This window comes from Granulicella arctica (assembly GCF_025685605.1).
GTDB classification, from domain to species: domain Bacteria; phylum Acidobacteriota; class Terriglobia; order Terriglobales; family Acidobacteriaceae; genus Edaphobacter; species Edaphobacter arcticus.
In genome coordinates this window covers 447167-473933 of the sequence record NZ_JAGTUT010000002.1, presented here as the reverse complement: position 1 = coordinate 473933, position 26767 = coordinate 447167, and the positions used below count along the sequence as shown (strand labels likewise).

Sequence of the window (26767 nt, the reverse complement as noted above, 5' to 3'; positions counted from 1 at the left end):
ACCTGCCGCCTCGTTTCTTTCACGCCTAGAAATCGCGCAGGGAGAAACCGCTTTGGTTTCTCCCTGCACCCTCATCCAGCTACCGGCCCCCGCTCGCCGGCAGCGCGGCAGGAAGGCGTTCCCCCTTCCTGCATCTTCCCCCTTTCGTGTGCCCGTCTTCCCACCCTGGGCGTTGCTCCTGCATGGCAGGAGCGACTATTCCCACCCACCCGACGGGCAAAAACCGACTCGAATATCTGGGGCGGGAGGAACGGCTCACAAAGTCGGACAGTCGGGCCTGAGGGTGTCTACTACATCTGCTAATGTCCATTATTAGATGTAGTAAGGGGGCACGGATGGACATCGAAACTGGCGGCGAGACTTCGCATTATCTCCACTCGACACTGCGCGAGCGGATTGTCGAGCATGTGTTTGTGGGCGACGCCCTGCGCTGGCTGTGGGTGCATCGTGTGACAAATGTTGAGGTGCTTCGCTCCGAGTTCGACGCCGGAGGATACGACCTGGTAATGAGTCACGGCAGGATCGTCAGGCACATTCAATTCAAAACCTCAATGGTGGGTGGAAAGGCGGCCAGTATTACAGCCAGCTTAAAGCTCATGGACAAGCCGAGCGGCTGCATCATCTGGATCATAGTCACTCCAAAATTGGAACTTGATTCCTACCGCTGGTTGGGGGGTGCTCCGGGTCAACCGCTGCCCGACATCCGAAATATGAGAGTCGCCAAACATACCAAGGCAAATACCAAAGGCACAAAAGCGGAACGGCCAGACCAGCGGATCATCGCTCGTAGCCGGTTCGATTCACTTGCCTCGCTCGACGAAGTGTTGGAGCGACTATTCGGACCGCTGACATGAGTCAATTTGCATGGATCGGCACCAGCCCCCTTTTCCGGTCGACGGTCGCCACGCTGGCATAGTGCGTTCTGTTGTGCCGTCTGAAAGAAGACGCGGTGATGTCCCACGGCATAAACCCGCGCTGCTTCGCAGCGGGTGAATAGCTGACACGTCATCCCCAATGGGGTATGCGTTAGTACACATTTGTTTACGATGGTTAACATGTGTGCTTTCAGCAGCTTGCGAGTTCTTGTTTCCGCGCGTGAACATGCGGGTAGCGAACGCTACCCATGAAGTTATCGGGTGCGAACTTGATGATCCAAAAGCCCTTACGAAAACCACGCTCAACAACCCGGCATCAAAGATGGTGGCGATCTAAGTTCTACCGGGGGTCATATTCGCAGTGTCCGCCACCGACTCGAAGCCGTCTTCCCTGATTCCGCCAGCGGTTCCCGCTGCCCGGACCTCCGAAAAGTACCGCACCAATTCCATCGGCACCCGGTTGTCCGAAGCAGAGCTTTCCGAAGTCGAAGCCGCAGCCGCAAGCGCCGGGAAGAAAGTTGGCGAGTGGCTGCGCGACGCTGCGCTCGCCCAGGCGCGTTCCGTCCCGGCCCAAAATACCGACCCGATCCTGCTCGCGGAACTGATGGCGATTCGCACCCTTATCCTTAATCTGTTCGCGGCAGCTTCCAAAGGCCCCTTGACGGACGAATCGCTCCGCAAGATGCTGGCATACGCCGACTCCGTTAAACAGCAAAAGGCCGACGAGTTTCTGGTCAAACTGAGGGGCAAGAACGGCAGCAAACCGTCCGAGGAAGTGCCATGAAACCGATGCGATTTCCGCGCCGGTTTCCGTGGCTGATTGTGTTTCTCATCGCGGTCGGCCCCGTTTTGTTTAGCGTCCCGCTGACCATCTGGTATTCGTTCACAATGCCGCCCTTGGAGCGGTATTACTACGACGCATACTTTAACAGTACGGCCCTCAAAAATTCTCCGAGCGCAACGACTGACGTTCAGTGGATATTCAAGACCGCTCCCGGCCGGACCGAAGAACTCGCCGGCCCGGCCGATATTGTGTCCGGTTCCTCGGCAGATCAAGAGCGTCTTGCCGTTCCGATGAAGCTCTCTTCTGCTGCCCGGGATGCGGCTTGGAAGAGCCTCGTTCAGGGACCGAAAGAGCGGGTCAACGCCGCCGAGTTGCAACGATATCTTCAGGCCGAATTTTATGGCGGAGAGGGCTTCTGGCGGCTTCTACTTCAACCTGCTTTGTGGGGAGTGGCTTTCATCCTCGCTCTGCTCGCCTTACGGATATGGTTTCAGGGCCAATCGAAACAGGAAGAGCGTCACGGACGCCGCACGAAAGGGCCGGAGCTGCTGTCCGCTCTGCGCTGGAATCGCCAGACGAAGGCCGATGGTATTCAACTGCGCTTGCGTTGGAACAATCCATGGCTTGATCGGTTCAGCAAGTTCCTTCCCGGATGGGCGAGTCCATCGTTCCGCGTCCCTCGAAATCTCGAAGCCAGCCACCTCCTCTTGATGGGCGACACCGGCAGCGGTAAGTCTTCGGCGATCCGGCAGATTCTTCGCCAGATTGCGGAGCGAGGAGAGACTGCCATCGTGTACGATCCGGCGCTGGAGTTTACCCCTGAGTTCTACTCGCCAGCGCGGGGCGACTTGATCCTCAATCCTCTCGATACACGCTGTCCCTATTGGGGCCTTGGCGACGAGATTACCAGCGATGAAACTGCGATGACCATTGCCGCGGCGTTCCTGCCAGAGAAGGATTACGAAAAAGAGTTCTTCACCGATGGCCCACGCCGGATACTGGCCCATCTACTCAAGCGAAAGCCGCAACCCAGAGACATTCTCAGGCTGATGTCGAATCCTTCGCAGATAGAAGCATCGGTAAAGGGAACACCTCTTGCCGCTTTGCTTGATCCTGCTGCACCTGCCCAGCGTTCCGGTGTCCTGGCAAGTCTAAATATGGTTGCCGACAGTTTGGAGTTGTTACCGGAGTGGGAGCATACGAGACCGACGTTTGCCACTGCCGAGTGGTATGACGAGCGGAAGCGATGGGTCTTTCTGACTTCACAGTCCTCTTATCGTGAGAAGATTCTACCGCTGCATTCCGTGTGGCTTGATCTGTTTATCCTGCGCATGATGGGCTATTGCGATGCTCCTAACGTCAAGCCCGTCTGGTTCGTTCTCGACGAACTCGCCAGCCTCAACAAATTGCCTCAGCTTCACTCCGCCGTCACTGAGAATCGCAAGTACGGCAATCCCGTCGTGATGGGCTTTCAGGGCCGCAGTCAATTGGAGAAGCGATATGGCCAGGACGCCGAGGCCATGCTCTCCCAGCCCGCGACCAAGATATTCTTCAAGACATCTGAGCCGCGCGCGGCAAAATGGATCTCGGAGGCTATCGGAGAAATCGAAGTTGAGCGGCTAAAAGAGTCGCGTTCGATGGGATTGTTGCGAAGCAAGAAGTCGTTCGCGATGGAGATTACGACCAAACCGCTTGTTATGCCTTCCGAGATCGCGGGCCTTGAGCCTTTGCATGGCTACATCAAGCAGGGAAATCTCGTCGTCCCTGCTCATCTTCCATACCTCAAACCGAAAGCGAAGCAACCGCGATTTATTGAGCGAACTGTATCGGTATCGCCGCGTTCTGTTGCCGTGCAGCACGCAGTGGTCAACGCTCAACAGGCAGCGAGTACAGTCCCGAACGAGTCTCCAAAGAAGCCGGTCCAAAAGCAGTCGGTATTCCCTGGGGCTATACGACAGAAGGCTGGGAATGAAAAGTTGCGTGACTGGGATGAATCGGAGTGGATTGAGTAAGGCTTCAATAGATGACTCAAGAACAGTTCATGGCTTCCGACAAGTCGACTTTCTAGGCACCAATCCGCTCATCGCTAGGTGAATTGCCCATTCGCATTGTCTAGGAACACCGAACCATCTTCCCAAATCACACTGATTCCAAGTGTTCCGAGCCATTGTACGAGCGACATGTCGGGTTTGTTCGGCACAAGGATCGCCTTATGGCACTCGCCGATTTCGTCTTGTGCCTGAAATGCATAGTCGAGCAACTGGCCAACGGCCATCCGAATGTACTCTCTACTCGCGGAACATTTCGCCTCAATTAGGTTCTGCCGGGCGTCTTCGAAGGCATCGCACTGGAGTCGATGGACACGAAATATGCGTAGCTTGCGGTCCTGATGCTCTATCCAGAGCCGGTATCTTGTGACGAGAGCGGCTTCCCGCTTTCTTGCCTGCTTCACCAGTTCCGGAGTCCTCACCTGATATTCGAGTTGCCCATCACTGGGAAGGGGGCCGAACTTAACCTCGTGCGTTTGACGCTGTGATGGCTTACCACGCTCCGTTTTTGCAGCGGTGGCTAGCTTTGCGTCCAGCCAGCGGCAGAGGACTTTATGTTGTGGGTTCCATTCAGGGTGGAGTTGGTGCAGCGCCGCCGTCTGATTTACAGCCTGCAGAATGGGCAGAGAGGCTGGTGGCCTGCTCATGGGAACAAAGGGATCAAGCTGACGTAACGATCCGAATGGCTCGTGCGGTTTGAATCCGCTCAGGCGAGTCTTGAACCCTCCGACCACAGTTCCAAAACCTACCGTCTCGGGTTCTCCTCCGAAGCGACGGGCAATGAGAATTGTGTCGCCGGGCTGAATTGCACGGGCGAACTTCGGGCCGAGCCGGTGCCGATCGTCATCGGGTTGCCACCCCATGAATGCGGCCTTCCATTTCACGCTCGCCTGTCTCCAGTCGTTCACGGTTCTGGGATTGAAGCGAACGTTCGGGGATACTACCCAGTATTTCCCTGAAGTCTCCATTGGCCTTCCTTTGACTGTTGTCCGTAGCATACCCTTTGCTATCCCCAAAGTGGCAGCAGGATAAATGTTAGCGGACTTCCGCCGCTTTTCAGGTTGAATATAGAATCTCATCAGGCAGAAGCGAGATGCTGCCGCGCACGTTGTGGAGTACACGCGCATGTTGACCATCTCTAAATCGTTATCTGCGGGCCAGGCGCGGACGTATCATTCCCGCGAGTTCACCTCTGAAAAGCAGAACTATTGGAGCCGCGACCAGCAGGCGCATAGCGAGTGGCAGGGCAGGCTTGCGCAGAAGTGGGGTCTGCGTGGCGACGTAGGCTCCGACCACTTCGCCCGTCTGAGTGAAGGCCAGCACCCTGAGAGCGGCGTGCAACTCGTGAAGCATCAGCCCGCCAGAACCTACGAAAACGAATACGGCAAGGAAATCACCAGCGTGGAGCATCGCGCCGGATGGGACGCCACATTCTCCGCACCGAAGTCCGTCTCCCTCACCGCCCTTGTGGGCGGCGATGATCGTGTGCGGGAGGAGCACCGTGAAAGTGTCCGCGTCGCTCTTGGGGAACTGGAGCGATACACGCAGGCGCGTATCGGCAACGTCCATGCACCGGAGACTACGGGCAAGTTCATCGCGGCCACCTTCGAGCATGATACCGCCCGTCCTGTGGACGGCTACGCCGCGCCGCAGCTCCACACCCACGCTGTCATCTTCAATGTGACCGAACGCGAGAACGGCCAGACCCGCGCGCTCCAGGAGCGCAGCTTGTTTCAGTCCCAGCAGTATGCGACCGGCGTGTACCGCTCGGAGCTCGCCATGCGGTTGCGTGGCTTGGGCTACGAGATCGAGCGCGGCAAGCATGGTCAGCCGGAGATCAAGGGCTACACACAGGAGTATCTCGATGCATCGAGTCCGCGCCGGGAACAGATCAAAGAGCATCTACAAGAGATCGGCAGAGACGGTGCGGGTGCGGCACAGGTTGCCGCCCACCGCACGCGGGACAGTAAGGAACTCCATTCGCCGGAAGAGGTGTTGCAGCGGCACCGCGAACTGGCCGCACAGTTCGGCCATCAGGCAGATCGTGTTGTCGCGCAGGCGCGCGAACACGATCAACAGCATATTCAACAACCCGAGAAGACAGTACAGCAGTCCGTGACCTACTCACGTAACCATGTCTTCGAGCGTTCTGCGGTGCAGGACGAGCGAGCCATCCTACAGGCGGCGATGGATCGCAGCATGGGGCAAGCTACCTATAGCCAGGTGAGGCATGAGTTTGAGCAGCGAGTGATGCGAGGCGAGTTCCGCGCAGTTGAACAGACGGATGGCCGCGCCGCGCCACAGTACACAACCGCCGAGATGGTTCGCATGGAGAAGGAGATCGTCGGCCAGATGCAGCGAGGCAATGAGCGCGGCTATGGCGATCCCATGCTCGTATCGCCTTACCTGCGGATTGCGACGGAAGACCGGCACCCGGAGTTGAGTCCAGCGCAACGAAGCGCGGTCGATGAGATATTTGTGAGCCGCGAGAAGATTGTTGGATTGGATGGAGTCGCCGGCGGCGGTAAGACAACGACGCTGGCTGTGGTTCGTGAAGGTGCGGAGGCGCAGGGGTATACGGTCGAGGGATTTGCGCCGACATCCCGCGCGGCTTATAAGCTCGGCGAAGCCGGTATGGAGACTTCAACACTTCAGCGTCACCTTGCCCGAGGCCAGCAGCCGGACACCGGCGAGAAGCGATTGTATGTACTCGATGAGTCGTCACTGGCCTCTACCCGCCAGATGCGCGAGTTTGTAGAACGGCTCCATCCCAATGACCGCGTTCTGCTGGTAGGCGACACGCGCCAGCATGAGGCCGTCGAAGCGGGCCGCCCCTTCGCGCAACTTCAGGAAGCGGGAATGCGCACGGTGAAGCTGGAGGAGATCGTGCGGCAGCGCGACCCGGAGCTGAAACAGGCCGTCGAGCAGTTGGCTCACGGTCAGGTGGGAGCCGCTGTCGAAAGCCTCGACCGGCAGGGCCGCGTGCATGAGGTAAAGGGCCACGAGGAACGCATCTCGGCCATTGCACACGAGTATGCCAAGTCACCTGAAAGCACGCTGGTAGTTTCGCCCGACAACCGTTCACGCACAGAGATCAATCAACGGATACATGGCGAACTGCAATCGCATGGCGTTGTAAGCCGCGAAGAACACTCCGTGCAGACGCTCGTTCCGCGCCAGGAGATGACCGGCGCAGACCGTGGTTGGGCACAGCAGTACCAAGTGAATGACATCGTGCGCTATTCACGTAGCTCTCAGGAGACTGGCATTGAGAAGGGTGAATACACTCGCGTTGTTTCAGTAAATGCCCAGGAAAATACGCTGACGGTTCTGCGGACGAATGGGGAACAGACGACCTACGATCCGCGCCGCCAGATGGGTGTCTCTGTCTACCGAGAACAGGAGAAGGCATTTTCTGTAGGCGACCGCATCCAGTTCACCGCGCCCAACAATGAGATGAAGATTGCGAATCGTGAATTGGGAACCGTGGAAGGAATCGCGCAGGATGGCACGATGCGATTGAAGCTGGATAGCGAACGCAGTATGAGCCTCGATCCGCAGAGGCACCCTCATCTGGATCACGGCTATGCCGTGACCAGCTACTCCAGTCAGGGGCAGACCGCAGACCGTGTGCTCATTAATATAGATACGGAGCTTGGCGCAAAAGACCTGCTCAACAATCGCATGGCCTATGTCTCCGTTTCACGCGGCGCTCACGATGCACAGATTTTCACGAACGACCGAGAAAAGCTCCCGCAAGCGTTGGGCCATGATGTTTCGCACCAGAGCGCCCATACACCCGACCGGAAGCCGCCGCAGCGCGAGCTTGCCGAGACTCCCAAGCAGGAAAAGAGCCAGGGCATGGACATTGGATTGAGTCTCTGAAGCGTTCAGCGTATCGCTGCGATATCATTATGGCCGAGTGGTGAAGTGGTGGTAAAGCGCCGCAGAGGTTCTGAACCGCATATGCCAGTACCGACGGATTGGTCTCAACAACAGAAAACTGTGCTGGAAGAGTACAGACAGGACCTTGATCCGTATGGGCGTTCCTACGACGAGCTTTTTATCAAGCTCGTTTGCACTGAGACAGCGAAATCGTGGCAGGATTTTCTCGATTGGATAGGGGAACTCCAGGGGTCATGGTGCTTCCGTGGCCAACGCGAATCCGCGTGGACGCTCCAAACCTCACTTGATCGAGAGGTAAGAGTTAGCACGCCCAGTGGTCACAGTCACCTCGACCGCCGGAGCGTAGAGAACAAGTTGCTCTTTCGTTTTAGGCAACAAGCTCACCAGTTCGTTCCTCATACTCCGCCTGTCGATGACATAGCCAGTTGGTTCGCGTTGATGCAGCACTACGGTACGCCTACTCGCCTTCTCGATTGGACCTCGTCGCCATATGTCGCTCTCTACTTTGCAGTAGAAGAGAAAGGAGAGAGGGATAACGGGTACTCAGCCATTTGGGCGATCGACCTAGATTGGCTGGAGACGAAAAGGCAGAAGCACCTCGAATCAATAGACCCGAAGGAACGAAATGCATATTTGAGTGGCTTGCTTGAACAACGTGGCGCACCTCTAGTCGTCAAAATCGAGCCGCCGCAAGCCAATGATCGCATGTCTGCTCAACAAGGGTTCTTTCTCTGGAAGCTGTATGAGGGTACGCCGTTCTTTGATCAGATTTTGATTTCGATGATGATAGATCCGATACAGGAACGACCAGTTATTAGAAAGCTTAAGGTGGGTGAGAACTTGCGAATCGAGTTTCTTGAGAGATTGCAAAGCGTGAACATCCACAGAGGGTCCTTATTCCCTGGTCTCGACGGATTTTGCAAATTCCTTAAGACAGATTTGGAGATCGAAGTTGCAAGAGAGGCTGAGCGACAAAGATCGGGAGATGGGGGATGAATGCGGTATCTTCCTTGGTAAAGCGGTCCCAAAGCTCGCGGCGTTGCCCTGATACGTTCACCTGCCGTTTACCAATTGATGGTTAACGGCAACGGGACTTCGGCTTTGATGAGATTGCGAAGGCTAGCAACTCTGCTCGTTTCGCGTCTTTCGGTGCATCGGCGCTATCGGCCTGCGTAACGTTCGAAGACGCCATGTGTGCGCCAGCCGCCGATCCTCATGATGATCTCTTCAGTGATTCCCGGACGACGAAGATTGCGAGTTGAAGCGCGGCGCAGATTGTGGAAGAGAAGTCATGGCGCTTCGGCAGACTTCCAGGATTTGTCCAAGGTCTCGCGGAAGTCTTTACAGGTTTCCCTTCGGAGCGCGTAATGCGAGGCGGTAATATGGTTGCTTGAGCTTTGGGATGAGGGAGGAGCAATGCCGTCAGTTGCCAGTTTTCTATCGCGCTGGTCGCCGAATCTGGCAAGCAGCGCACTTTCGACCGGGCTTGAAGCGTATTCGCTCGGTGACCACGCAAAGGCGTTCACGGAATTCCGAGCGCTCGCCAAGCAAGGTAACGCGAGTGCGCAAGCCATGCTTGGGCGTATGTACCATAACGGCGAAGGCGTTTCCGTTGACCTTGACGAAGCTGTGCGCTGGATCCGGTCGGCGGCGGAAGAAGGCGTTCCAGATGCCCAATTCAATCTTGGCGTGATGTATGAAGACGGCAAGGGAATCTCATGCGATATCCCAGAAGCTCTGCGTTGGTACCGATTAGCCGCGCAGCGCGGATTCGTGAACGCCCAAATCAATCTCTCAAATTGTTTTCATAACGGCGTGGGAGTCGATAAGGATGAGTCTTTGGCTGCTTGGTGGGTTAGCCTCGCAGCAGATCAAGGCGATGTCGATGCCCAACTCAACTTGGGCACCAGGTACATGAATGGGATCGGGGTTGAGAATGATGCTTTCGAGGCTCTCTTCTGGTTTAATCTCGCAGCCAAAGCGGGAAGTATTGATGCCATCCATTATCAAGAGACGGTGACCAAAAGATTAACAACAGATCAAGTAGAACGGATTGGTCAGGGCACCGATTGGAAGCCAAAAACCGCAACGGAGTCGGCGTTGCAAATTTTCAAGACCGCAGCGGGCCAGAGCATCGGCTCACTCAAACAGACTCTCGGAGAGGAAGTTTTTGGAAAGCTGAAGATTATTGACAGAGAAATCCCCACCGCCGGCGAGGTAATTCTGACAGAAACGCATGGTATCCGGCAGGTGACGATAGTCTCGAACATTAGGATAGCTCTCGCTGGGTATGATCGAAACCTCGATCTAAATTTCAAGACAGTTGAAAATGGTGAGGGTTTGCGCCATGTCCCAGCTTTGAGCGCAAGCATAGCAATTGCATTCATTCGACGAATTGATGACTTGGCAGACGCAGGTACGGTCTTGGGAGAGGATGCTGCGGACTTCACCCATAATCTCTTGGAATATCATCTGTCGCTCATCGGCGGGCTGGAAGAGATGATTGATTCGGGTACGCTGGCTTTGCTGCTCAAGCGGTTTTCATTGAGACAGGCGTTGCGCGCTCCAGGACTTGTAAGATACTCGCGATTGGACAAGATTATGCTGCCGCTTTTGCCGTGGTGATGGTCGAAGCACACGGCTCGATAAGTTTGATAGCAGGTTGAGATACTGTGGAAGTCGATTTCAGAAAACAGTTGGAGCGGCAACTCGGGTTTCTGCGGCGATCCTGTGAGAGCTACGACGCGGGCTACACCGACGAGGCCATTAGGATTGCCACAGCCATCCGCGTGTTGATCCATGACACCAAGAATTCCACTTCTCTCTTGAAGCACCTCGACGCACTGAATATCAAGCTATCAAGCACCGTTTCAGCGGATCAACACCCTGACGCCGTAATGTTAATCGGCATGGGGCGACTCAGGATGATTGGAGGAGGCCCAACAACGTGGAAAGCCGCGATCAGCCCGGATGCGATCAAAGCACAGTTTTCCGTGTCGGATTGGTGGAACCAGATTGTCTACATTCTGGGGAAAACGCGATCAAGCCGGAAAGACTTGCTCCTCGCGGCTGCCGATAAAGATGGCGGCGCGCATGTAGATGCAAAGCTCACTAAAGACTACGAGACCTTGATGACTACCGGCCAGCGCGGATTCTTCCATTATTCGCCAACAAACGAGACGCACAACTTTCAGCCCATTATGGATGCGCACTTGGTCTACATCCGGCAGATGGGCTTTGAGATTTTGAGTAGCCCGGATTTGCTGGCCCTCACAGCTTAGTTGGTCTAAGCTCGGCATGCTCGTGCGTCTCCTTGCCTTTTCTGCCATTAGCTCTAAAACGTCCACCAGTGAAGGTCTGCATACTTCCCTTTGTAGTCCCAAACGTCCGACATTTCGTCGTCCGCCCAGTATTTCAGGCCGACTCGCTCCAACATGCCACGCTGTTTGTCAAAATAGGCCATCAAGCTTTCGTGACGCTTCGGCTGTGTTTGGAGACTGCGGAGGAATTCGTAAGGGAGCTTGATTAGGGCAACCGCAGGCCCTTCAGGGTCAATCCAACCGCGCCTGTTCTCAGATTTGATTAGAACCAGTTCGTAGGCGTCTCCCTTACCGCGCAATTCGATGCAGTCAGGCAAATGGCGGAGCGGGTTTCCGATTTCGTCGGCGCGCCTTCCAAAGGGTTTCAAGCTGATCGTAAGCTCTGCGAACTCCGAAAAGACGCTGGCGGTATTCATGAAAAACAGATCTTGTTCCAGCCAGGTGAAGGTGATGTAGCCACTGGAGTACGGTCCTAGGGAATCCCATAGCGCGCCGTTGTTCTGCTTGATCTCATCCTCGGTATAGATGCCTGCGTCAACTAGCGCTTGTCCCAGGTGAGTCAGGCCAATTCTGAATTGAACCCGTTGGAATTTGCCCTTCTGTTTAGCGCGTTGCAGCAATTCTGAGCCTGCATCCCAAATGCCGTATACCAGATAGCCAACCAAGACTTGCCACCATGTGAAGCCAGCACCATACCTGGCGACGACCAGCGCCGATATGCAAAGGCCGTTCCCGTAGAGCCGGAACCATTTCTCGTCGCAGAGAGCGTCTAGCCCGTGCTGAAACGCTTTCATCGCTCTTTCGATCATCTTTCGCACCGCCTTAACGTTCCGCATAGATTCCGCACTTTTCGTGCCCCTTGGTCAGTTGCCGCCAGAAAGCATTTGCGTCAAGCAAGGCAGAAGGAACCCAAAGACGGTGATGTGGTTGGACGCGATAGCCACGAATGATTGATAGGCCGCTAAGAAACCGCCTGTCCCGTGGGTACTTTCAAGAACATCTATCCGGGTCAGAATTTCGGTCCGCGCCGCTTCGTCATCTATCGACTGCGCTTGTTCGCGCAGTTCGACAAAAACGCGATCCTTCGACATGGATACGGTGTTAGTGGAACTGTCGATGCTGTCCACATTCAGCCGCGCGTTGGGGCCGTGGAAATGGATATTCTCCGCCAGCTTCCCAGTTCTCGACGTTGGGATGCTGATAGGTGACGGAATCAGTTCGAGAATGCTACCCGGCTCCCTGCGTTCTCCAAATTTCGTTCGCACTGTGTGCATGTATTGAGACATGAAGGTTCTTTCTTCATCAACTTGGTTAACAATACCGTCGATGCCGGGCAACCTCACTCGGACAGGCGTTCCTACAGCGAAACGCTTGGGTGGCTTCATCGCTTTCGGCTTGGGCGCTTTCATGCCTCTACTATAACTGCCGCCGTTTCACAAAGTATCCTTTTCGCCCAACGATACGGCCACTTTGCCGCGTCGGGAAGACTGTGACATGCTGATGGAATGGACAGTCTACCCACGCTCGATGATGTTTACCGGAAGTTCGGAGAGGCTTCGGAAGCAGCGCAGCTTTTGGAGACGGAATTAGGCACGTTGCTCTTTGGAGAACAGGCTATCGCGGAAGACCTGCTCGGTGGGGACGGCAAACGCGCCACCGAGATTATGATGGCGATAAACCGCCAGACGCTCGGCACGCTCATCAAGAACGCTAAGGGGAACAGCCAGTCGATTGAACAAATCGCAACACTTTTGGACCTTGCGCTCCGAGAGCGCAACCGACTTTCACATTCGTTTTACCGGCAACACAATTTCCGCAGAAATTCAGGCGAGGGCCGGGCGTTGATGATGCAGGACCTTGAGACTATCCACGATGTCATTCTTGAGGCGTATAAGCAGTTGATGTTACTCCACGGTACCGACCTTGACGCGCTGGCCCAGCAACCGTTCACGCTGTCTATGGCCCATGTGCGGATCATCTGACAGCACGGAGTAGGCCGCGCGTCCTTGCCCCGCCGTGTTTCACAAGGGTACAGCTTGAGATACTGCCGGTGAGCGGGTTTGACGGGCATATCCTGTTGCGGCCCATCAAGGCGAAAACGCCGTTGCCGATCCCGCCGCCACTGGCGTTAGCCGTCTGCAAGTGAACATAGCCGCCCCGCACGAAGCATACCTTCAGAACATCACCGGAGAAATCACAAACCTGTCGCACCGCTGCTTTTGCTCATCGCGGATGCTCAAGGGTTGTTGCGGGTGCGCCCGGTCATACGACACGTCGAACTTGAGTGGGCTCCCGAACAAGCACGATTGCCAGCACAGCGGGAAGATGACAATCGTGTCCGGGTGAGCAAGCACTTCCGGGGTGACTGCTGGAGCTACCAGTGTGCCTTGCACAATGACCGCTTGGTCAGTAGCGGTGTATGGGTTGCTCTCTTCGTCGGTGTATCGCAAGCACCAGTCCATGTCCTTAGCCCATGAGGAGCCGGATTGCACATCAGTCAACATCTGTCTAATGACAGTATTCCTAACTGCGGGCGCGGGCATCGGATACGGCGTCATCGTATCGAGCTTGACTCCGGTTAGGCTCGTGTTCGTGGGGTGGGGGAAGATGTCGGTTACCTGCACCACCCTGTAGGAGCCAGCTACAGTTCGTTGCTGCTCCATCGCCATTGGAGACCTTGCTCTTAGCATGTGCATGAACTCAATCAGAAAATCTTTGTGCTTCGCCCATGATGCGAACTTGTCACGCTCCATTAGCTCACGCTTCGACCGCCATTGCTTCTCGAGGCGTCCGAATACAGAGTCGGGATGCGTGACGGCATCGTAGTCGGTTCCCTCGGCGTAGTCATAAAACCCTTCGCCCTGTCCGATTTCTCTAGTGCTGACCGGTCGCCATTTCTGAGTCTCTTTCTCGAAAGAGAAAAGAGGTCTGGGCTCTTCCTTGCGTGACGGGCCGATGAACCCTTGCATGTAACACTGCGGGAGCCAATGGTCTTTTCTTCCCGTCAGTTTGGAGCCGTTTTCTTCTGGAGACATTCGCGCTGTCCTCCAGCTTCATAGTAGTCCCGAAAATCCGCGCGCCCGTACATATCTAAACCAACGTTTAGAGCCTGCACGGAGCCATCCGTCCGACTTGAAGCTGGCCAACCGTGAACTCGGGACCGTGGAGGGCATCGGCCAGGATGGACGGATGAGTTTGAAGATGGACGGAGGCCGCCCAGAAGACCGTGTAGTCGAGCTTTATCCGGCGACGCCGAGCTGGGGGCCAAAGACCTGGTCAACAACCTCATCGCTTACGTTGCCGTTTCGCGCGGGCCTGCGCTGTGCAACTGTTCACTAACAGCCGAGAGAAGCTCGGCTCGGCGCTCGGGCATGATGTCTCGCACACAAGCAGCTCATACGCCCGGCCCGAAGCCGCCGCAGCGTGAGCTTGCAGAGGCACCCAAGCAGGAGAAGAGCCATGACTTGGACATTGGATTGAGCCTCTGAGCCTGCCCATGCCTGCAGTTCACCCCTCTCTCGGTTCTTGAAGGCCAAGCACTGCCCAAAAGAGAAGGTGTGCGATGATGGGAAAGCGGCAAAATTTACACATAAACTTACACAGTTCACATTTAGGCAAGCATAACTCTTTATATGGTAGCTACTTACTAAGAGACACAGCGGACTTAAAATCCGTCGCCCTTTAGGGAATGGGGGTTCAAGTCCCCCCTCGGGCACCAATGTTTACAGGGGTTTGGCGGTATTTCTTGTGGGTGAGGGATCTGGATCAGGTGCCGGTGGATGTTGCGGTGGCTGTTCGAGATTTTGGCTTTGTGACCTCGTGCAGATGCTTTGGCGGGGGCTATGCGTTCGTCTCGACTCGCTTGGACTACCCGCATGAATCGAGCAGATACGAGAGTGGGTTCTGAGACTCGAGCAAGCCATTAAGTCGTCACGGTATCTTCAGGCATTGCGTGGCATCGCGCACATTTCGGCGGTGACGATCGCGTCCGAGTCAGGCCCGGTCTTCGTTTCCCAGGCGCTCGATAACTGATGGGCTACTGCGGCTGTGCCCAGTGAGAACTCCAGTAGGGAGGGGCATCGACAGGGCAGAATCACGAAGACGGGTAACGCTCACCTGAGACGGATTGTTGTCGAATCCGCATTTCCAGATCATTGTTTCCTGGTGAGCGCCTTCCTGGCTGTTGCCTTCGGCGCTGCTTCCTGAGTCGACGACTCTGGACCGGGATCGGGAAACAAAACGTTCCCCCCTCTTAGAAGTTGCATGAGGGCCCCCGCCGTAGCCCGAGAGGAGGTCCTTCCTTTGCTCGCGCGCCAGATATCGGCTGCAGCAAGGAGTACTTCTAATGCAACCCTGGCCGTGAGCAATACGATCGGATCATCACCAGCCTTTTGCAACGATTCCGCAAGCTGTTTGCTCAATTGTCTTTGCTGTTCCCCGAGATAGTCCCAGAGTCGTGCTCGCGCTACCGGAGACTGGCCAAGGATGGACCGTACAAGCAGTGCATGCCTGGGTTCTTCATCCTCCACAGCGAGCACAGCGAAGATTGCCTCCGCGAGGGCGCGTTCCACCGACAGATCTTTGACTCGAAGCGCAAACACTTCGGCAAATTTGGCTGTGTTTCCGGTGAAGCTCGCCAGAACGATGAGGTCTTTGCTGGGAAAGTATCGGTAGAGGGTAGAAGGGCTGACATCCGCGGCCTCCGCAATCGCCTCCATCGTGGTCTCTTCATAGCCTTTCCCTGCAAAAAGGCCCATTGCCTCGGAGATCATTCGTTCCCGGCTGCGCTGCGCTTTGCGTTCTCTCATGCCCATAATGCAAATTTACATCAAATAACAGCGTCACGCTATTGACAGTTACTATCAATAGGCAGAAGCTTGCAGTTGTAAGCAGTTCAGAGGTGTCAAATGTTCTTTCTCGGTAAGTTTCGGATTCATTACCCTTCGCAGATCGCAATACTCATGTTGCTCTTCATCACAGCCGCTCTTAGAGCGCAGAACGCGGATGACAAGGCTGTTGATGAACCTACACGCCATCCGGCCATCCAGGCCAAATTGCTGATTGGTTTGCCCGGAATAGACTCAGGCAGCTATGGCGATCTTTCATTCAACAGTCGTACCCTGCAGTTCACGACGCGAGACGCTTCCTTCAAAGTAGCCAAGGTAAACATCCTCTCGGTCTCGGATGGGGACGAGCAAGTCGAACTGGGTGGCGTGGCCGGCAAGTTTGCTCGCACAGCTATTCCGTATGGCGGTGGTTATGTGCTTGGGGCGGTAGCTCACAAGAAAGTAGGCCTTCTCACGATGGAGTTCGTTGACGCTTCAGGTCAGTACCACGGAGCGGTCTTTCTTATGAAGTCTCAGGATTCCGCGGCAGTGATCAGTGCTCTTAGCCTCAAAGTTGTGGCTAGAGCAACTCCCCAGCCCGTGACGGCTCCAGCATGTTCCGCGTCCGAGCAGACACTGAATACGGTGAAGGTGGAAACAATCTCTGCAGACGCCCCATCGAGCTTTCCGTCCGAAGACCGGGTGCTGCTGTACGAGCGGCTCGTCGAACGGCTCCAATCGGAGAAATCCATCGAACACGTCTACCGTTCTGGCGACCAGAGTTCCCAGGCACAATGCGCCGCGTTTTCCATCAAAGTGAGCCCCATGGCTTTCACCAAGGGCAACCAGGCTTTGCGTGCTTCAGTCGGGCCGCTGGGTCACTTCGTTGGAACAACCAAGCTCAGCTATCACCTGACGATCACCACGCGGGATGGTACTTCACTCTTCGACGACGATCTCAAGAAATCTGAAGGTGCGGACAGCGACAGCCTGAATATCACAAAGTTCGTGAGCAAGACTGTGGTCAAGGATCTTAGAAGGTCCCAATCGCATCTACGCAAAGGGCAGGCAGCCCAGGCGATCTAAATGAACGCCGTGGTGGCTCGTTCTGGGGGAGTAGCCGGGTGTCCAGCAGTGCGGATGCCGGCGAAACGCCAACCACCTCAAGTTCATGAACAAATGATAGAAGCGCAGCGTCAACTTCCCAAATCACGCAGAGGAATCTACTCCATCGAACTGCATCATTGCGACGGGATAAGGATTGCGCTTCTGACAACAGGTAATTCGATACAGCAGTTCGCACCCTGCTCTATCTTTGAGTCTTCAAAGAAAATTTGTCCGCCACTACGATCGACGATGAGCTTTGCGATGGAGAGTCCGAGTCCTGCTCCGCTCCTGTTGGAGGTCGATGCAGAGTCGCTTGTGAAGAAGCGGTCAAAGACACGTTCGCGTTCGGCAGGCAGAATACCTGGACCGCTATCGTGAATACAGACCTTCTGAAAGATTCCTTCCTCTCGCTCTTGCCGGGAGTAGAAGACGTGCAGCTTCGATCCGCCTGCTGTGAATTTGATCGCATTGTGAAGCACGTTGAGGAACGCAACTCGAACGAGACTTCTATCTGCGACGATATCTTCTACAAGCGCGGCGGCGCCCTCCTGCATAACAGCAAGGTGTCGCTCTTCCAGAAGAACATCAAGCAGAGTGATGATCTCCGCAAGCAATTCCGGAAGCGAGAACGGCCTTTGTTGGTCCGCTGCCTGGCCGAGTTCCGTCTTTGCCAAAAGGAGGAGTCCGTCGATGGTCTGGTTGAGCCGGATAGTTTCTTCGAGCATGCTTCCAATTGTGTCGCGATACTCCGCAGCGCTAAGATCTTCCAACAGACTCGCTTCGCCTAAAGCGCGGACCGATGCGAGGGGTGTGCGCAGTTCGTGCGCAGCATCCGCTGTAAAGCGTTGCAGCTGTAGAAAAGCCTGTTCGATCCGATCCAGAAGATGGTTCAGCACTCGTGCCATGTGACCGAGTTCATCATGAGGGTTCTCGACTGTTACACGGTCATGCAAGCGGATTGCAGTGATCTGTTCTGCTCGTGCAGCCATGAGATCAAGCGGGCGAAGCGCGCGTCGGGCGATGCTATAGCCCGCAAAGCCAGCGAGGATCAGGGCGATGGGTGTGGCCAGCAGAAGCAGGAAGAAAAAACGGAGCATCCGGTCATGCAGGGGTTCAAGGCTGTAGCCGAGCCGAATGAGTACCAGTTTGTTCTGGACAGGATGAAGGTGGCTGATGAGCAGGACATGGGTTCCATCAGCGATCCGGATCGAGCGTTGGTTATACGACGTTGCACCTTCATCTGGAAGTGTTACTCCGCCGAGGATCATGTCGCCGAGCGTTTTGCTACGGTAGAGGATCACCCCGGACTGATCCCGCACTTCCATGAGGCGGTCTTCCAATAGGTGTGATTGAGGACGAGAGTGATAGTTGTCCTGAAGGTGGAGTACTCCCGTAGCATCGAAGTAGAGTAGGCCTTCCACGGTCTCAACATCCTGAATTTCGTCGTGAAAAATCTGCCGTTCCAACAAGAAATACTGGAAGCTAAAGACGACAGCGATGTAGATCGTCAGGATGGCTGCAAGAATAGCAATGAACCAGACGGCAAGACGTGTACGGATGTTGGCTGGACGAAAGATCTTCACCGTGGTGGCTCCCGGAGGGCGAAGCCTACACCGTGGATGGTATGCAGAAGCTTCACCGGAAAGGGATCATCTATCTTTCGACGAAGACGAGTTACCTGCACATTGATGATGTTGTCTATCGGAGTGGACCGTGAGGCTTCATGCCAAACATCCTTCACCAGCATCTCGCGCGACACCACGCCGTTACGGTGCTCGAAGAGGTAGAGCAGAAGGTCATACTCACGTGTCGTCAGTTCGAGACGGGAGCCGCCCCGAGTCACGATGCGAGCTTCCTGGTCGACAATAAGGTCAGCCAACTGTAACGTGCCAGAGATGACCTTCGGCGCCGTCCGGCGGAGTGACGCTGACACGCGCGCAAGCAGCTCCGGAAAGGAGAAAGGCTTGCCGAGATAATCATCCGCCCCGGCACGCAGTCCGGCCACACGATCTTCAACGGAGTTGTGAGACGTAAGAATAATGACGCGCACGTTCAACCCCTGCGCACGAACCTGAGTAAGAATTTCCAAACCCCCACGGTGTGGCAACGTCAGATCCAGTATCACCAGATCAGGCTGTGTTGTAAGGATGAGAAAGAAGGCATCCTCTCCCGTTTGCGCATGCGTAGCGTTGTAGCCATTGCTTCTCAGACGCGCAACGATGCTATCTCCCAGCTTGGAATCATCTTCGACAACGAGTACGCGGAAAACTGAAATCATCGCGAGCGGACATCCTTCGTTTTCTATCCTCGCAGGAACGAACCGTCGTGGGGCGAGAGATGGCGAAAATGTAAGATTTGTGTAAGGAAAATGTAAGGAAAATGTAAGATTTGACGCTACTTCGTCGTGGTCTTCTAAAAGGGTCAGCAGTCCTGCTGCCCTGGAGTTGAGATGAAAGTAGCCTTGTCACTCGCGCTTACGCTGTTAGCTTCCTCGTTCGCTCTCGCACAAACAAACCCAGATGTTTCACTCGCTCCAGGCACGACGCTGCCGATCTCTTTTACTCATGGCATTGATGCTGGACATGCTCGCGCTGGAGCCGTCGTTGAAGCAAAAACAATGCAGCAGGTACGACTTTCCAATGATCACGTCCTTCCTTCTGGAACGCGCGTGATCGGACATGTTGTGACCGCGAATGCATTTTCTTTTGACAAAACTCCCTATGCAAAACAGAGCGCATCCACACTGGCCATTCAGTTTGATTCTCTTGTGAGCAGCGGTGAGACGATCCCGCTGCATGTGTATGTTCGAGCCATGGCTGATCCGCTTTCCGTCTGGGATGCACAGCGGCCCAAGGCGACCGATCTCGATCCGCTGAGCACGACGACGCAGATCGGTGGCGATCAGGTCACCCCCTCGCAGAGTGAAGTCGAATCGCAGCAAGGCGAGACGGTTGGTTACAAGCGGAGCAGTGGCGTCTATGCGCACCTGGTTTCAGCAGTAGGACGCGGTTCGGATGGATGTGATGCAACCGACACGGAGCAATCGATGGGCTTGTTCTCGGCCTCTGCTTGCGGGCTGTATGGGTATACCGATGCGAGCCTCTTAAGCACGGGGAAGAGCGGCGACTCTACGCTGACGCTTGCCTCACGTCGTCGATCTGCACAGGTATGGGCTAAAAGCGAAGCGTTACTTGAGGTTATCGGACAGTCGCGGACGATCTCTCAATAAAGAAGGTCGTATGGCCGGGCCCTCGCCTGGGGCCCCAGTTTTGAATTCGACCGGAGATCACGATGCTTCAGGCTGGCCCCGCACTCAAAGTAACCGTCCATATCAATCAGGACACAGGCTCGACGGATGGATTTCTGACTGACGACATTCTGACATTCCTGCAAGAAAAGGGGATTGCGGGTGCTACAGTCTTCCGGGCTCACGCTGGTTTCGGAGCCCATCATCGTCTTCACAGCAGCGACGCCGGCGATGTTTCCGGGCTTCACTTGCCGGTCATCTTGTACTTCGTCGACGAGCTAGCGAAGGTGCGGAGCATCCTTCCCGAATTGCTGGCGATGGTCACCGACGGTTTGGTCGAAGCCCACCCCACCGAGGTTCTGAAAGATGTTGCTAGTCCTGAGAAGGTGCTCTCCTGATGGTTCGAATGAAGACCGTTCTCTGCTTCGTTGTTGTTTGCTTCCTTACCGTCGTCTCCGCGTGCAAAGCACAAACAACAAGCCCAGAGACACCCGTAACAACGTTGACGCTTCACCAGGCGGAGACCATAGCGATTGCCAACCAGCCTCGTATCCTTGCGGCACAGCTCAGGGCAAGAGCTGCAGCACAGAGGATAAAAGAGGCTCGTTCCGGTTTGTTCCCAACGCTGGCGTTCAATGTTACGGGAGCCGAAGTCGCCGATACGGGCACGACAACTGCCGCTGGTGCTCTCACCACCTCGGCGATTTCAGACCGGTTTGCTTTTGGTGGCAATCTCGTCCAGCTTGTAACCGACTTCGGGAGAACAAGCGCCCTCGTGGGGACCGAACGTTCGCTTGCTGAAGCACAAAAAGATCTCACGACGCTCGCGGGTGCACAAATTCGCCTCAACGTACGGGCAGCCTACTTTCAGGTCTTAGGTGCGGAGGCTGTTCTGCACGCCGCTCGCGAGGCGCAGGCGAATCGCCAGCTCATCGTGCGTCAGATCAGCGCCTTGGCGCAGAGCCAATTGCGATCGACCCTTGATGTCAGCTTTGCAAGTGTTCTCGAAAGCCAGGCGGAGCTTGCCGTCTTCCAGGCTGAGAGTTCGGTCCAGCAGCAGCGAGTGCATCTTGCGACGGCTATGGGCCAGTCACAACCCATCAACTCGGTGCTCGTTGACGAAGCACTCCCGGAGGCGCTGCCCCCCGATGCTGCATCGTTGGTCCTGCAAGCAAATGTACAGCGTGCGGATATCGGTGCCGCCGCTTCCCGCCAGCAAGCTGCCTTACACCTTGCCGATGCGGAACGTCGGTTACGTTATCCGACGCTGAACGTTCTTGGTGCTGCCGGTCAGATCCCGTTTCACGACCACACCCTCGAAGGGAACTATGCCGCGGCTGGCTTCAACCTGAATATTCCGGTCTTCAACGGAGGTCTGTTTTCAGCGCGAAAGAACGAAGCCGTGCTCGAAGCAAGTACACGGACCAAGGATGTGGATGCCATCAAGCTTGAGGTCGATGAACAAGTCCAGAGTCAGTGGTACCAGGCAAACGAGGCGTTTCGCAGCCTCGATGTAACGGCTCGTCTCGTCGCTCAGAGCAGGGAAGCGCTTCATCTTGCACAGGCTCGGTACCAGGCGGGCCTCGGCAGCATCGTGGAACTTAATGAAGCCCAACTGAGTGAGACCTCCGCCGAAATCACGGCGGCGGGTGCGAACTACACCTATCTCACACGGCGGGCGCAGCTCGACTACGCAGCCGGACTCTTGAACTAAAAGGATGAAATCCATGTCAAGCTCTATCCGCACGGCAATGCTTATTGCGGTCTCTGCCGGAGCCTCCTGCCTGATGACTGCGTGCCGCCAGACGGCAACCGTAGCGGCGGAAGTTCCTACCGTACCCACAGCGACGGCGGGCGCGGCGAATCTTGCGGATGAGCTTGTCCTGACCGCGGAATTCATACCCTATCAGGATGTTGACGTGATGGCAAAGGTGGCCGGGTACGTCAAGAGGATTCCAGTTGATATCGGTGATCACGTCAAGACTGGTGATCTGCTGGCAACATTAGAAGTACCGGAACTGCAAAATGACATGGCACGGGCGACGGCAGGCGTAGCCGCGGCTCAGGCCAATATCATCACCGCGCGGGCTGCCGTTACGCGGGCGCAGGCGAGCGAGAACATCGCCCACCTTTCGTTCCAACGCATTCAGGATGTCTCGGTGAAGCAGCCCGGTCTCGTCCCAAAGCAAGAGGTTGATGTTGCGGAGTCCCATGACCTTGAAGCTGCCGCCCAGGTTGCGAGCGCGCAGTCCGCATTGCAGAGTGCACAGGAGATGCGCACACAGGCAGACTCGGAGAGACTGCGAACCGTAACGATGTTGCAGTACGCGACGATCCGCGCACCGTTTACTGGTGTTATCACCAAACGATATGCGAATACAGGATCGATGATCCAGGCAGGCATCGCCTCTCAGACGCAAGCCATGCCGGTGGTGAGGCTAGCTGAGAACAGCTTGCTACGCCTGATTCTTCCTGTGCCGGTGAGTGCGGTCGCCGATGTTCACAATGGCAGCACTGTCGAAGTCAACGTCACGACGCTCAACAAAACGTTTCCTGGCAAGATCACACGCTTCGCCGATTCACTACAGACTTCTACGCGCACCATGGACACCGAGGTCGATGTTCCAAACCGTGACGGCACCCTGGTTCCGGGCATGTATGCTGAGGCCCACCTTCATCTTGCGAGTCATCCGAACACTTTGAGCGTTCCGGTGGATGCGGTCGAAGGACTTGGAACTACAGTCCAGCATGTCTACGTCGCCAAAGGCGGCGTGCTCCACCTGGTCGAAGTCACCGTGGGTTTACAGACACCATCACGCGTCGAGATTCTCTCGGGGCTTCAGAGTGGTGATCAGGTTGTGGTTGGACGGCACAGCGGTCTGGCCGATGGAGAACAGGTGAAGACGCAACCTGCCGCCTATGAAGCAAACGGAAGCCACAGCTAAGGGCAGCCTAACCACGAAGCAAGAAAGTCCATTGCCATGTCGGGATTTGCAATACGTAACCCCTATCTGATTCTCGTTCTTTGCTTCCTGGTTATGATTCTCGGGGCTGTCAGCACGGCGGATATGCCGGTCGATATGTTTCCGCCAGTCGATCTTCCCGTTGTTGCCGTCGCGACCTTCTACTCTGGCATGCCGCCACAGCAGATTGAAACAAATATCACATACCACCTCGAGCGCATGTTTACGCTGGCGAGTGGCATCGATCATATGGAATCACGATCGCTGCCCGGCGCGAGCCTGATCAAAGTCTACTTTCGAGCGGGCACTAACCCAGACGGTGCAGCCTCCTCCATCGCCACACTGGCGATGAGTGATATGCGGGATATGCCACCGGGAACGTATCCGCCGATTGTACTCAAGCAGGACGCGTCGAGTCTGCCGGTTGCCCTGGTCACTCTGACCGGTCCCGGCCTGGATGAGAGCAAGCTCAAGGATATCGGCCAGAACTACGTTCGCAATCAACTAGCAGGTGTGCCGGGAGCCTCGGTTCCTCAGCCCTTTGGTGGCCGCTGGCGGCAGATCATGCTGTACGCGGATCCGTTCAAACTCGAGGCCAATCAGCTTAGCCCGATGGATGTCGTTCGCGCGGTCAACGAATCGAACGTCGTCCTGCCAGCCGGTGATGTGCAGATCGGTCGGACGGACTACAACATCTACACGAACTCCATGCTGAAGGGACCCGAGGATATCGCGCAGGTTCCGTTGAAGATGGAAGGCCAATCGCCTGTTCGTGTCGGCGACGTGGCAACCACGAAGGACGCCTTCTCGCTGCAGTACAACATCGTTCGAGTGGACGGTACGCGGGCTGTTTATGTTCCTGTGTTCAAACAAGGCGGTGATTCGAACACCATCGCCATCGTCAATGGCGTCAAGACCACGCTGAAGAAGTTGTATGACGTGCCTCCATCGCTGAAGACAGACGTCGTCTTCGATCAATCGCGTTTTGTGAAAGTAGCGATCGAAACCCTGGTTCATGAGGGTGGGGTCGGGCTCTTCCTGACCTGCCTGATGATCCTGATCTTTCTCGGCAGTGTGCGAGCTACGTTGGCGGTCTTCTTCTCGATCCCGTTGTCAGTGCTCACGACGTTCCTGGTGTTACACCTTGCGGGAAGCTCGATCAACAGCATGGTGCTGGGAGGTCTCGCACTTGCTCTCTCGCGATTGATCGATAATTCAGTCGTCGTGCTCGAAAACATCTTTCGGCATCTTGAAGGGGGTGAATCCCCAGCCGTAGCATCAGAGAAGGGCGGTAAAGAAGTCGCTCTGCCAGTCCTGGCCGGAACTCTCACAACCGTAGTCGTGTTCTTTCCGGTCACTCTGCTTTACGGTGTTAGTAAATTTCTCTTCTCGGCGCTGGCTCTTGCAGTGGTCATCTCACTTTTCGCCTCCTATTTCGTGGCGCTGACCGTAGTCCCGCTCTTCTGTGCGCGCTTCATCAAGAGTCCTCACGGGGAAGCCGCTCCTGCCCTCGGCGGAGGGGAAGTTGCGGCACCTGCAAAGCGACCCAGCCTTGGCGACCGTTTCAACACGCGCTTCAATGCAGGCTTTGAAGCGCTGCTCAACCGCTATAACGGCATGGTCGAGAAGGTTCTCCTATGGCCACGCGCCACGCTGGCGATCTGCGGCATCGGCTTTGTGCTGAGCCTTGCACTCTTTCCTCTGCTCGGCTTGTCATTCTTTCCGCGAACTGATCCGGCGCAATTCGTCATCAACTTCAAAGCTCCATCCGGTACGAAGCTTACAGCTACTAACGAGGAGGCCGCGAAGCTCGAAGGCCTGATCCGCAGTGTTGTGTCGAAGCATGACATGGGCATGATCGTGACCAACCTCGGACTCGACCCAGGCTTCTCGGCGCTCTACTCGCAGAACTCGGCTATGCACACGGGCTTCATACAGGTGGCCCTGCAGCCGGATCATACGACAGGTAGCTTCACCTACATCGATGAAGTTAAGAAGAAGATGTCGTCCGATATGCCGGAGTTACAGGGCTTCTTCTCCACTGGCAGTCTCATCGACGCGGTATTAAACATGGGGTCCCCGGTGCCGGTCGACGTGCGGATCACGGGTGCGGACATCAACGCGGACTATGCCATAGCCCAGAATGTGGCGGCCAAGATTCGTGGCGTCCACGGTGTTGCTGATGTCTACATCCCGCAGGACATCGACTATCCCTCGCTCCAGTTGACCGTCGACCGAACGCGGGCCAGCGAGTTAGGCATGACAGAGAAGGAAGTCGTGTCGAATGTCATCACTGCACTTACATCGAACACGATGATTGCACCCAGCATCTGGATTGATCCGAAGAGCGGTAACAACTACTTCCTTACGGTGATGTACAAAGAGGGTCAGGTTCAGTCGATCGATGACTTAAAAGCTATTCCGCTCCACGGCAAGGGGATCTCACAGCCTACCCGGCTCGACATGGTCGCAACGATCAAGCAATTTGATGCACCGACTGAACTCGACCATACGCAGATCCGCAGGTACGTCGATGTGTACGTGCGGCCACAGGAAGAAGATCTTGGGCGCATCTCGACTTCGATTCACCACATCCTCGATACAACGCAGATGCCGCATGGCATTGACGCAACGCTCGAAGGTAGCGTGGAATCGATGAACAACTCCTTTCACAGCTTTGCCATCGGACTGATTCTTTCGGTCATCCTGCTATACCTGATTCTTGTTGCACAGTTCCGCTCCTTTATGGACCCATTCATCATCCTGCTCGCCCTTCCTCCAGGCATCACCGGTGTTCTGGTGGCGCTCCTGCTCTGGGGAACAACGCTCAATGTCATGTCGTTGATGGGTGTAGTGATGCTCGCGGGTATTGCGCTCTCAAACAGCATCCTGATCGTCGAATTTGCGCACCATCTCATCAAGGAGGGTATGAACGCCCATGAAGCTATCGTTGCTTCGTGCCGCGTCCGGCTTCGTCCCATCCTCATGACTTCACTTGCAACGGTCATCGGCCTCTTGCCGATGGCGCTCAAACTCGGGGAGGGAAGTGAATCTTACGCGCCGCTCGCGCAGGCAATTATCGGTGGCCTTACGCTTTCCGTCCTGCTCACCATCTTCCTGGTGCCAGCTGGCTTTCTTCTCGTATATGAAAACAGGACGTCAGGAAACGAGAGCCATGCGTAATCTTGAACTACTTCGTAAAACCATTATTGATGGCTGAGGTGTGGGATGCGTTGCTAAGTCTGCGCCCGCCACACACTCAAGGCTACAGAAGGATTAGTGATTGGCTCACATGGCAAGCTCACCCACGATGGATTTCTAACTCACGATGGGCGTTCACAGCACTACGCTGCTGATGCAGCATTCAAGATCACGATAAGTTCGTCAATACAAGCTTCCGGTGCTGTCTCCAATAAGCTTCAGAAATGGAACGATCACACGCCATGCGCTGGCGAATTCTAGTAGCGAAGGAAGTCAATACCCTTACTCCTTCACTCCAGGAAACGATAAAGAAGCAGGCCTTCGGTCCGATGGTGGTCAAAGGTCTTGCGCATGTTCTAAAGGCTCTAAGAGACCACAGGCCAGCTCTCATCCTCTTCGACGTACGCTCGTAGGATGTATCGCTCAAAGATCTGCTTTGGCAGATGAACGAACTCAGGAGTACCCGCTCGGGTGCGGAAGTTTATTCTGT

At 55.6% G+C, this 26767-nt stretch carries 22 protein-coding genes; 15 read left to right on the top strand and 7 right to left on the bottom strand.

The genetic code is table 11. From position 1 onward, the window contains the following. Window positions 1-335 precede the first annotated feature (335 nt). From OHL20_RS21935 to OHL20_RS21925, 3 genes are all read left to right on the top strand, one after another. Complete coding sequence (locus OHL20_RS21935; protein WP_263385436.1) at window positions 336-854, top strand: hypothetical protein; 519 nt, start codon at window positions 336-338, stop codon at window positions 852-854. Window positions 855-1236: 382 nt separating this feature from the next. Next, window positions 1237-1659 carry a plasmid mobilization protein gene (locus OHL20_RS21930; protein ID WP_263385435.1) on the top strand — a complete coding sequence of 141 codons (423 nt, stop codon included), beginning with the start codon at window positions 1237-1239 and terminating at the stop codon, window positions 1657-1659. Further along, the gene (locus OHL20_RS21925; protein WP_263385434.1) at window positions 1656-3671 is read left to right on the top strand and encodes a type IV secretion system DNA-binding domain-containing protein; all 2016 of its coding nucleotides are present in this window, start codon (window positions 1656-1658) and stop codon (window positions 3669-3671) included. Before OHL20_RS21930 ends, OHL20_RS21925 begins: the two co-directional genes overlap by 4 nt. A 74-nt stretch (window positions 3672-3745) precedes the next feature. On the opposite strand, the gene OHL20_RS21920 is transcribed toward OHL20_RS21925, so the two are convergent. Next, on the bottom strand, window positions 3746-4843 hold the full coding sequence (locus OHL20_RS21920; RefSeq protein WP_263385433.1) for a hypothetical protein: 1098 nt from the start codon (window positions 4841-4843) through the stop codon (window positions 3746-3748). On the opposite strand from OHL20_RS21920, the gene mobF reads away from it, so the two are divergent. The 4 genes from mobF to OHL20_RS21900 all read left to right on the top strand — a co-directional run bounded on the left by mobF (window position 4833) and on the right by OHL20_RS21900 (window position 10894). Continuing rightward, on the top strand, window positions 4833-7592 hold the full coding sequence (gene mobF, locus OHL20_RS21915) for a MobF family relaxase (RefSeq protein WP_263385432.1): 2760 nt from the start codon (window positions 4833-4835) through the stop codon (window positions 7590-7592). The two genes, OHL20_RS21920 and mobF, sit on opposite strands and share 11 nt — an antisense overlap. An 81-nt stretch (window positions 7593-7673) precedes the next feature. Further along, entirely contained in the window at window positions 7674-8609 is a 936-nt protein-coding gene (locus OHL20_RS21910) for an FRG domain-containing protein (protein ID WP_263385431.1), read from the top strand. Window positions 8610-9029: 420 nt separating this feature from the next. Continuing rightward, on the top strand, window positions 9030-10238 hold the full coding sequence (locus OHL20_RS21905; protein WP_263385430.1) for a tetratricopeptide repeat protein: 1209 nt from the start codon (window positions 9030-9032) through the stop codon (window positions 10236-10238). Between the two features lie 47 nt (window positions 10239-10285). Further along, window positions 10286-10894 (top strand): hypothetical protein, encoded by a 609-nt coding sequence (locus tag OHL20_RS21900; protein ID WP_263385429.1) that lies wholly within the window; start codon window positions 10286-10288, stop codon window positions 10892-10894. Between the two features lie 53 nt (window positions 10895-10947). Here OHL20_RS21900 and OHL20_RS21895 read toward each other — a convergent pair whose 3' ends face one another. Both OHL20_RS21895 and OHL20_RS21890 read right to left on the bottom strand, forming a co-directional pair. Beyond that, window positions 10948-11742 carry a hypothetical protein gene (locus OHL20_RS21895; protein WP_263385428.1) on the bottom strand — a complete coding sequence of 265 codons (795 nt, stop codon included), beginning with the start codon at window positions 11740-11742 and terminating at the stop codon, window positions 10948-10950. Window positions 11743-11796: 54 nt separating this feature from the next. After that, the gene (locus tag OHL20_RS21890) at window positions 11797-12342 is read right to left on the bottom strand and encodes a hypothetical protein (protein WP_263385427.1); all 546 of its coding nucleotides are present in this window, start codon (window positions 12340-12342) and stop codon (window positions 11797-11799) included. A 96-nt stretch (window positions 12343-12438) separates the two neighbouring features. On the opposite strand from OHL20_RS21890, the gene OHL20_RS21885 reads away from it, so the two are divergent. Next, window positions 12439-12915 (top strand): hypothetical protein, encoded by a 477-nt coding sequence (locus tag OHL20_RS21885; RefSeq protein WP_263385426.1) that lies wholly within the window; start codon window positions 12439-12441, stop codon window positions 12913-12915. A 192-nt stretch (window positions 12916-13107) separates the two neighbouring features. Here OHL20_RS21885 and OHL20_RS21880 read toward each other — a convergent pair whose 3' ends face one another. Then, window positions 13108-13968, bottom strand: coding sequence for a DUF4238 domain-containing protein (locus tag OHL20_RS21880; protein WP_263385425.1), 861 nt, complete (start codon window positions 13966-13968; stop codon window positions 13108-13110). 1012 nt (window positions 13969-14980) lie between these two features. Between OHL20_RS21880 and OHL20_RS25320 the strand changes: the two genes are divergently transcribed. Further along, the gene (locus OHL20_RS25320) at window positions 14981-15139 is read left to right on the top strand and encodes a transposase (protein WP_396272724.1); all 159 of its coding nucleotides are present in this window, start codon (window positions 14981-14983) and stop codon (window positions 15137-15139) included. Here OHL20_RS25320 and OHL20_RS21875 read toward each other — a convergent pair. After that, window positions 15085-15741 carry a TetR/AcrR family transcriptional regulator gene (locus OHL20_RS21875; RefSeq protein ID WP_263385424.1) on the bottom strand — a complete coding sequence of 219 codons (657 nt, stop codon included), beginning with the start codon at window positions 15739-15741 and terminating at the stop codon, window positions 15085-15087. The two genes, OHL20_RS25320 and OHL20_RS21875, sit on opposite strands and share 55 nt — an antisense overlap. A gap of 99 nt (window positions 15742-15840) precedes the next feature. On the opposite strand from OHL20_RS21875, the gene OHL20_RS21870 reads away from it, so the two are divergent. Further along, a complete protein-coding gene (locus OHL20_RS21870; RefSeq protein WP_263385423.1) occupies window positions 15841-16845 on the top strand; it encodes a hypothetical protein in 1005 nt (334 codons plus the stop codon). A 155-nt stretch (window positions 16846-17000) separates the two neighbouring features. On the opposite strand, the gene OHL20_RS21865 is transcribed toward OHL20_RS21870, so the two are convergent. Together OHL20_RS21865 and OHL20_RS21860 are read right to left on the bottom strand one after the other, a co-directional pair. Next, window positions 17001-18449, bottom strand: a complete 1449-nt coding sequence (locus OHL20_RS21865) for an ATP-binding protein (protein ID WP_263385422.1) — start codon at window positions 18447-18449, stop codon at window positions 17001-17003. After that, window positions 18446-19144, bottom strand: a complete 699-nt coding sequence (locus OHL20_RS21860) for a response regulator transcription factor (RefSeq protein WP_263385421.1) — start codon at window positions 19142-19144, stop codon at window positions 18446-18448. Before OHL20_RS21860 ends, OHL20_RS21865 begins: the two co-directional genes overlap by 4 nt. Before the next feature lie 171 nt (window positions 19145-19315). On the opposite strand from OHL20_RS21860, the gene OHL20_RS21855 reads away from it, so the two are divergent. The 5 genes from OHL20_RS21855 to OHL20_RS21835 all read left to right on the top strand — a co-directional run bounded on the left by OHL20_RS21855 (window position 19316) and on the right by OHL20_RS21835 (window position 26259). Then, window positions 19316-20095 carry a hypothetical protein gene (locus tag OHL20_RS21855; RefSeq protein ID WP_263385420.1) on the top strand — a complete coding sequence of 260 codons (780 nt, stop codon included), beginning with the start codon at window positions 19316-19318 and terminating at the stop codon, window positions 20093-20095. Window positions 20096-20157: 62 nt separating this feature from the next. Continuing rightward, on the top strand, window positions 20158-20511 hold the full coding sequence (locus OHL20_RS21850) for a DUF190 domain-containing protein (RefSeq protein WP_263385419.1): 354 nt from the start codon (window positions 20158-20160) through the stop codon (window positions 20509-20511). A gap of 8 nt (window positions 20512-20519) precedes the next feature. Next, window positions 20520-21827: a TolC family protein gene (locus OHL20_RS21845; RefSeq protein WP_263385418.1), complete on the top strand. Its 1308-nt coding sequence runs from the start codon at window positions 20520-20522 to the stop codon at window positions 21825-21827. A 13-nt stretch (window positions 21828-21840) separates the two neighbouring features. Continuing rightward, window positions 21841-23058, top strand: a complete 1218-nt coding sequence (locus tag OHL20_RS21840) for an efflux RND transporter periplasmic adaptor subunit (RefSeq protein WP_263385417.1) — start codon at window positions 21841-21843, stop codon at window positions 23056-23058. A 36-nt stretch (window positions 23059-23094) separates the two neighbouring features. Next, window positions 23095-26259, top strand: a complete 3165-nt coding sequence (locus tag OHL20_RS21835) for an efflux RND transporter permease subunit (protein WP_263385416.1) — start codon at window positions 23095-23097, stop codon at window positions 26257-26259. The last annotated feature ends 508 nt before the right edge of the window (window positions 26260-26767 follow it).

Coding starts and splice junctions, on each gene's coding strand:
- OHL20_RS21935 (WP_263385436.1), top strand. CDS start 336: ATGGACATCGAAACTGGCGGCGAGACTTCGCATTATCTCCACTCGACA.
- OHL20_RS21925 (WP_263385434.1), top strand. CDS start 1,656: ATGAAACCGATGCGATTTCCGCGCCGGTTTCCGTGGCTGATTGTGTTT.
- mobF (WP_263385432.1), top strand. CDS start 4,833: ATGTTGACCATCTCTAAATCGTTATCTGCGGGCCAGGCGCGGACGTAT.
- OHL20_RS21920 (WP_263385433.1), bottom strand. CDS start 4,843: ATGGTCAACATGCGCGTGTACTCCACAACGTGCGCGGCAGCATCTCGC.
- OHL20_RS21910 (WP_263385431.1), top strand. CDS start 7,674: ATGCCAGTACCGACGGATTGGTCTCAACAACAGAAAACTGTGCTGGAA.
- OHL20_RS21905 (WP_263385430.1), top strand. CDS start 9,030: ATGCCGTCAGTTGCCAGTTTTCTATCGCGCTGGTCGCCGAATCTGGCA.
- OHL20_RS21895 (WP_263385428.1), bottom strand. CDS start 11,742: ATGATCGAAAGAGCGATGAAAGCGTTTCAGCACGGGCTAGACGCTCTC.
- OHL20_RS21890 (WP_263385427.1), bottom strand. CDS start 12,342: ATGAAAGCGCCCAAGCCGAAAGCGATGAAGCCACCCAAGCGTTTCGCT.
- OHL20_RS21885 (WP_263385426.1), top strand. CDS start 12,439: ATGGACAGTCTACCCACGCTCGATGATGTTTACCGGAAGTTCGGAGAG.
- OHL20_RS21880 (WP_263385425.1), bottom strand. CDS start 13,968: ATGTCTCCAGAAGAAAACGGCTCCAAACTGACGGGAAGAAAAGACCAT.
- OHL20_RS21875 (WP_263385424.1), bottom strand. CDS start 15,741: ATGAGAGAACGCAAAGCGCAGCGCAGCCGGGAACGAATGATCTCCGAG.
- OHL20_RS21870 (WP_263385423.1), top strand. CDS start 15,841: ATGTTCTTTCTCGGTAAGTTTCGGATTCATTACCCTTCGCAGATCGCA.
- OHL20_RS21860 (WP_263385421.1), bottom strand. CDS start 19,144: ATGATTTCAGTTTTCCGCGTACTCGTTGTCGAAGATGATTCCAAGCTG.
- OHL20_RS21855 (WP_263385420.1), top strand. CDS start 19,316: ATGAAAGTAGCCTTGTCACTCGCGCTTACGCTGTTAGCTTCCTCGTTC.
- OHL20_RS21850 (WP_263385419.1), top strand. CDS start 20,158: ATGCTTCAGGCTGGCCCCGCACTCAAAGTAACCGTCCATATCAATCAG.
- OHL20_RS21845 (WP_263385418.1), top strand. CDS start 20,520: ATGAAGACCGTTCTCTGCTTCGTTGTTGTTTGCTTCCTTACCGTCGTC.
- OHL20_RS21840 (WP_263385417.1), top strand. CDS start 21,841: ATGTCAAGCTCTATCCGCACGGCAATGCTTATTGCGGTCTCTGCCGGA.
- OHL20_RS21835 (WP_263385416.1), top strand. CDS start 23,095: ATGTCGGGATTTGCAATACGTAACCCCTATCTGATTCTCGTTCTTTGC.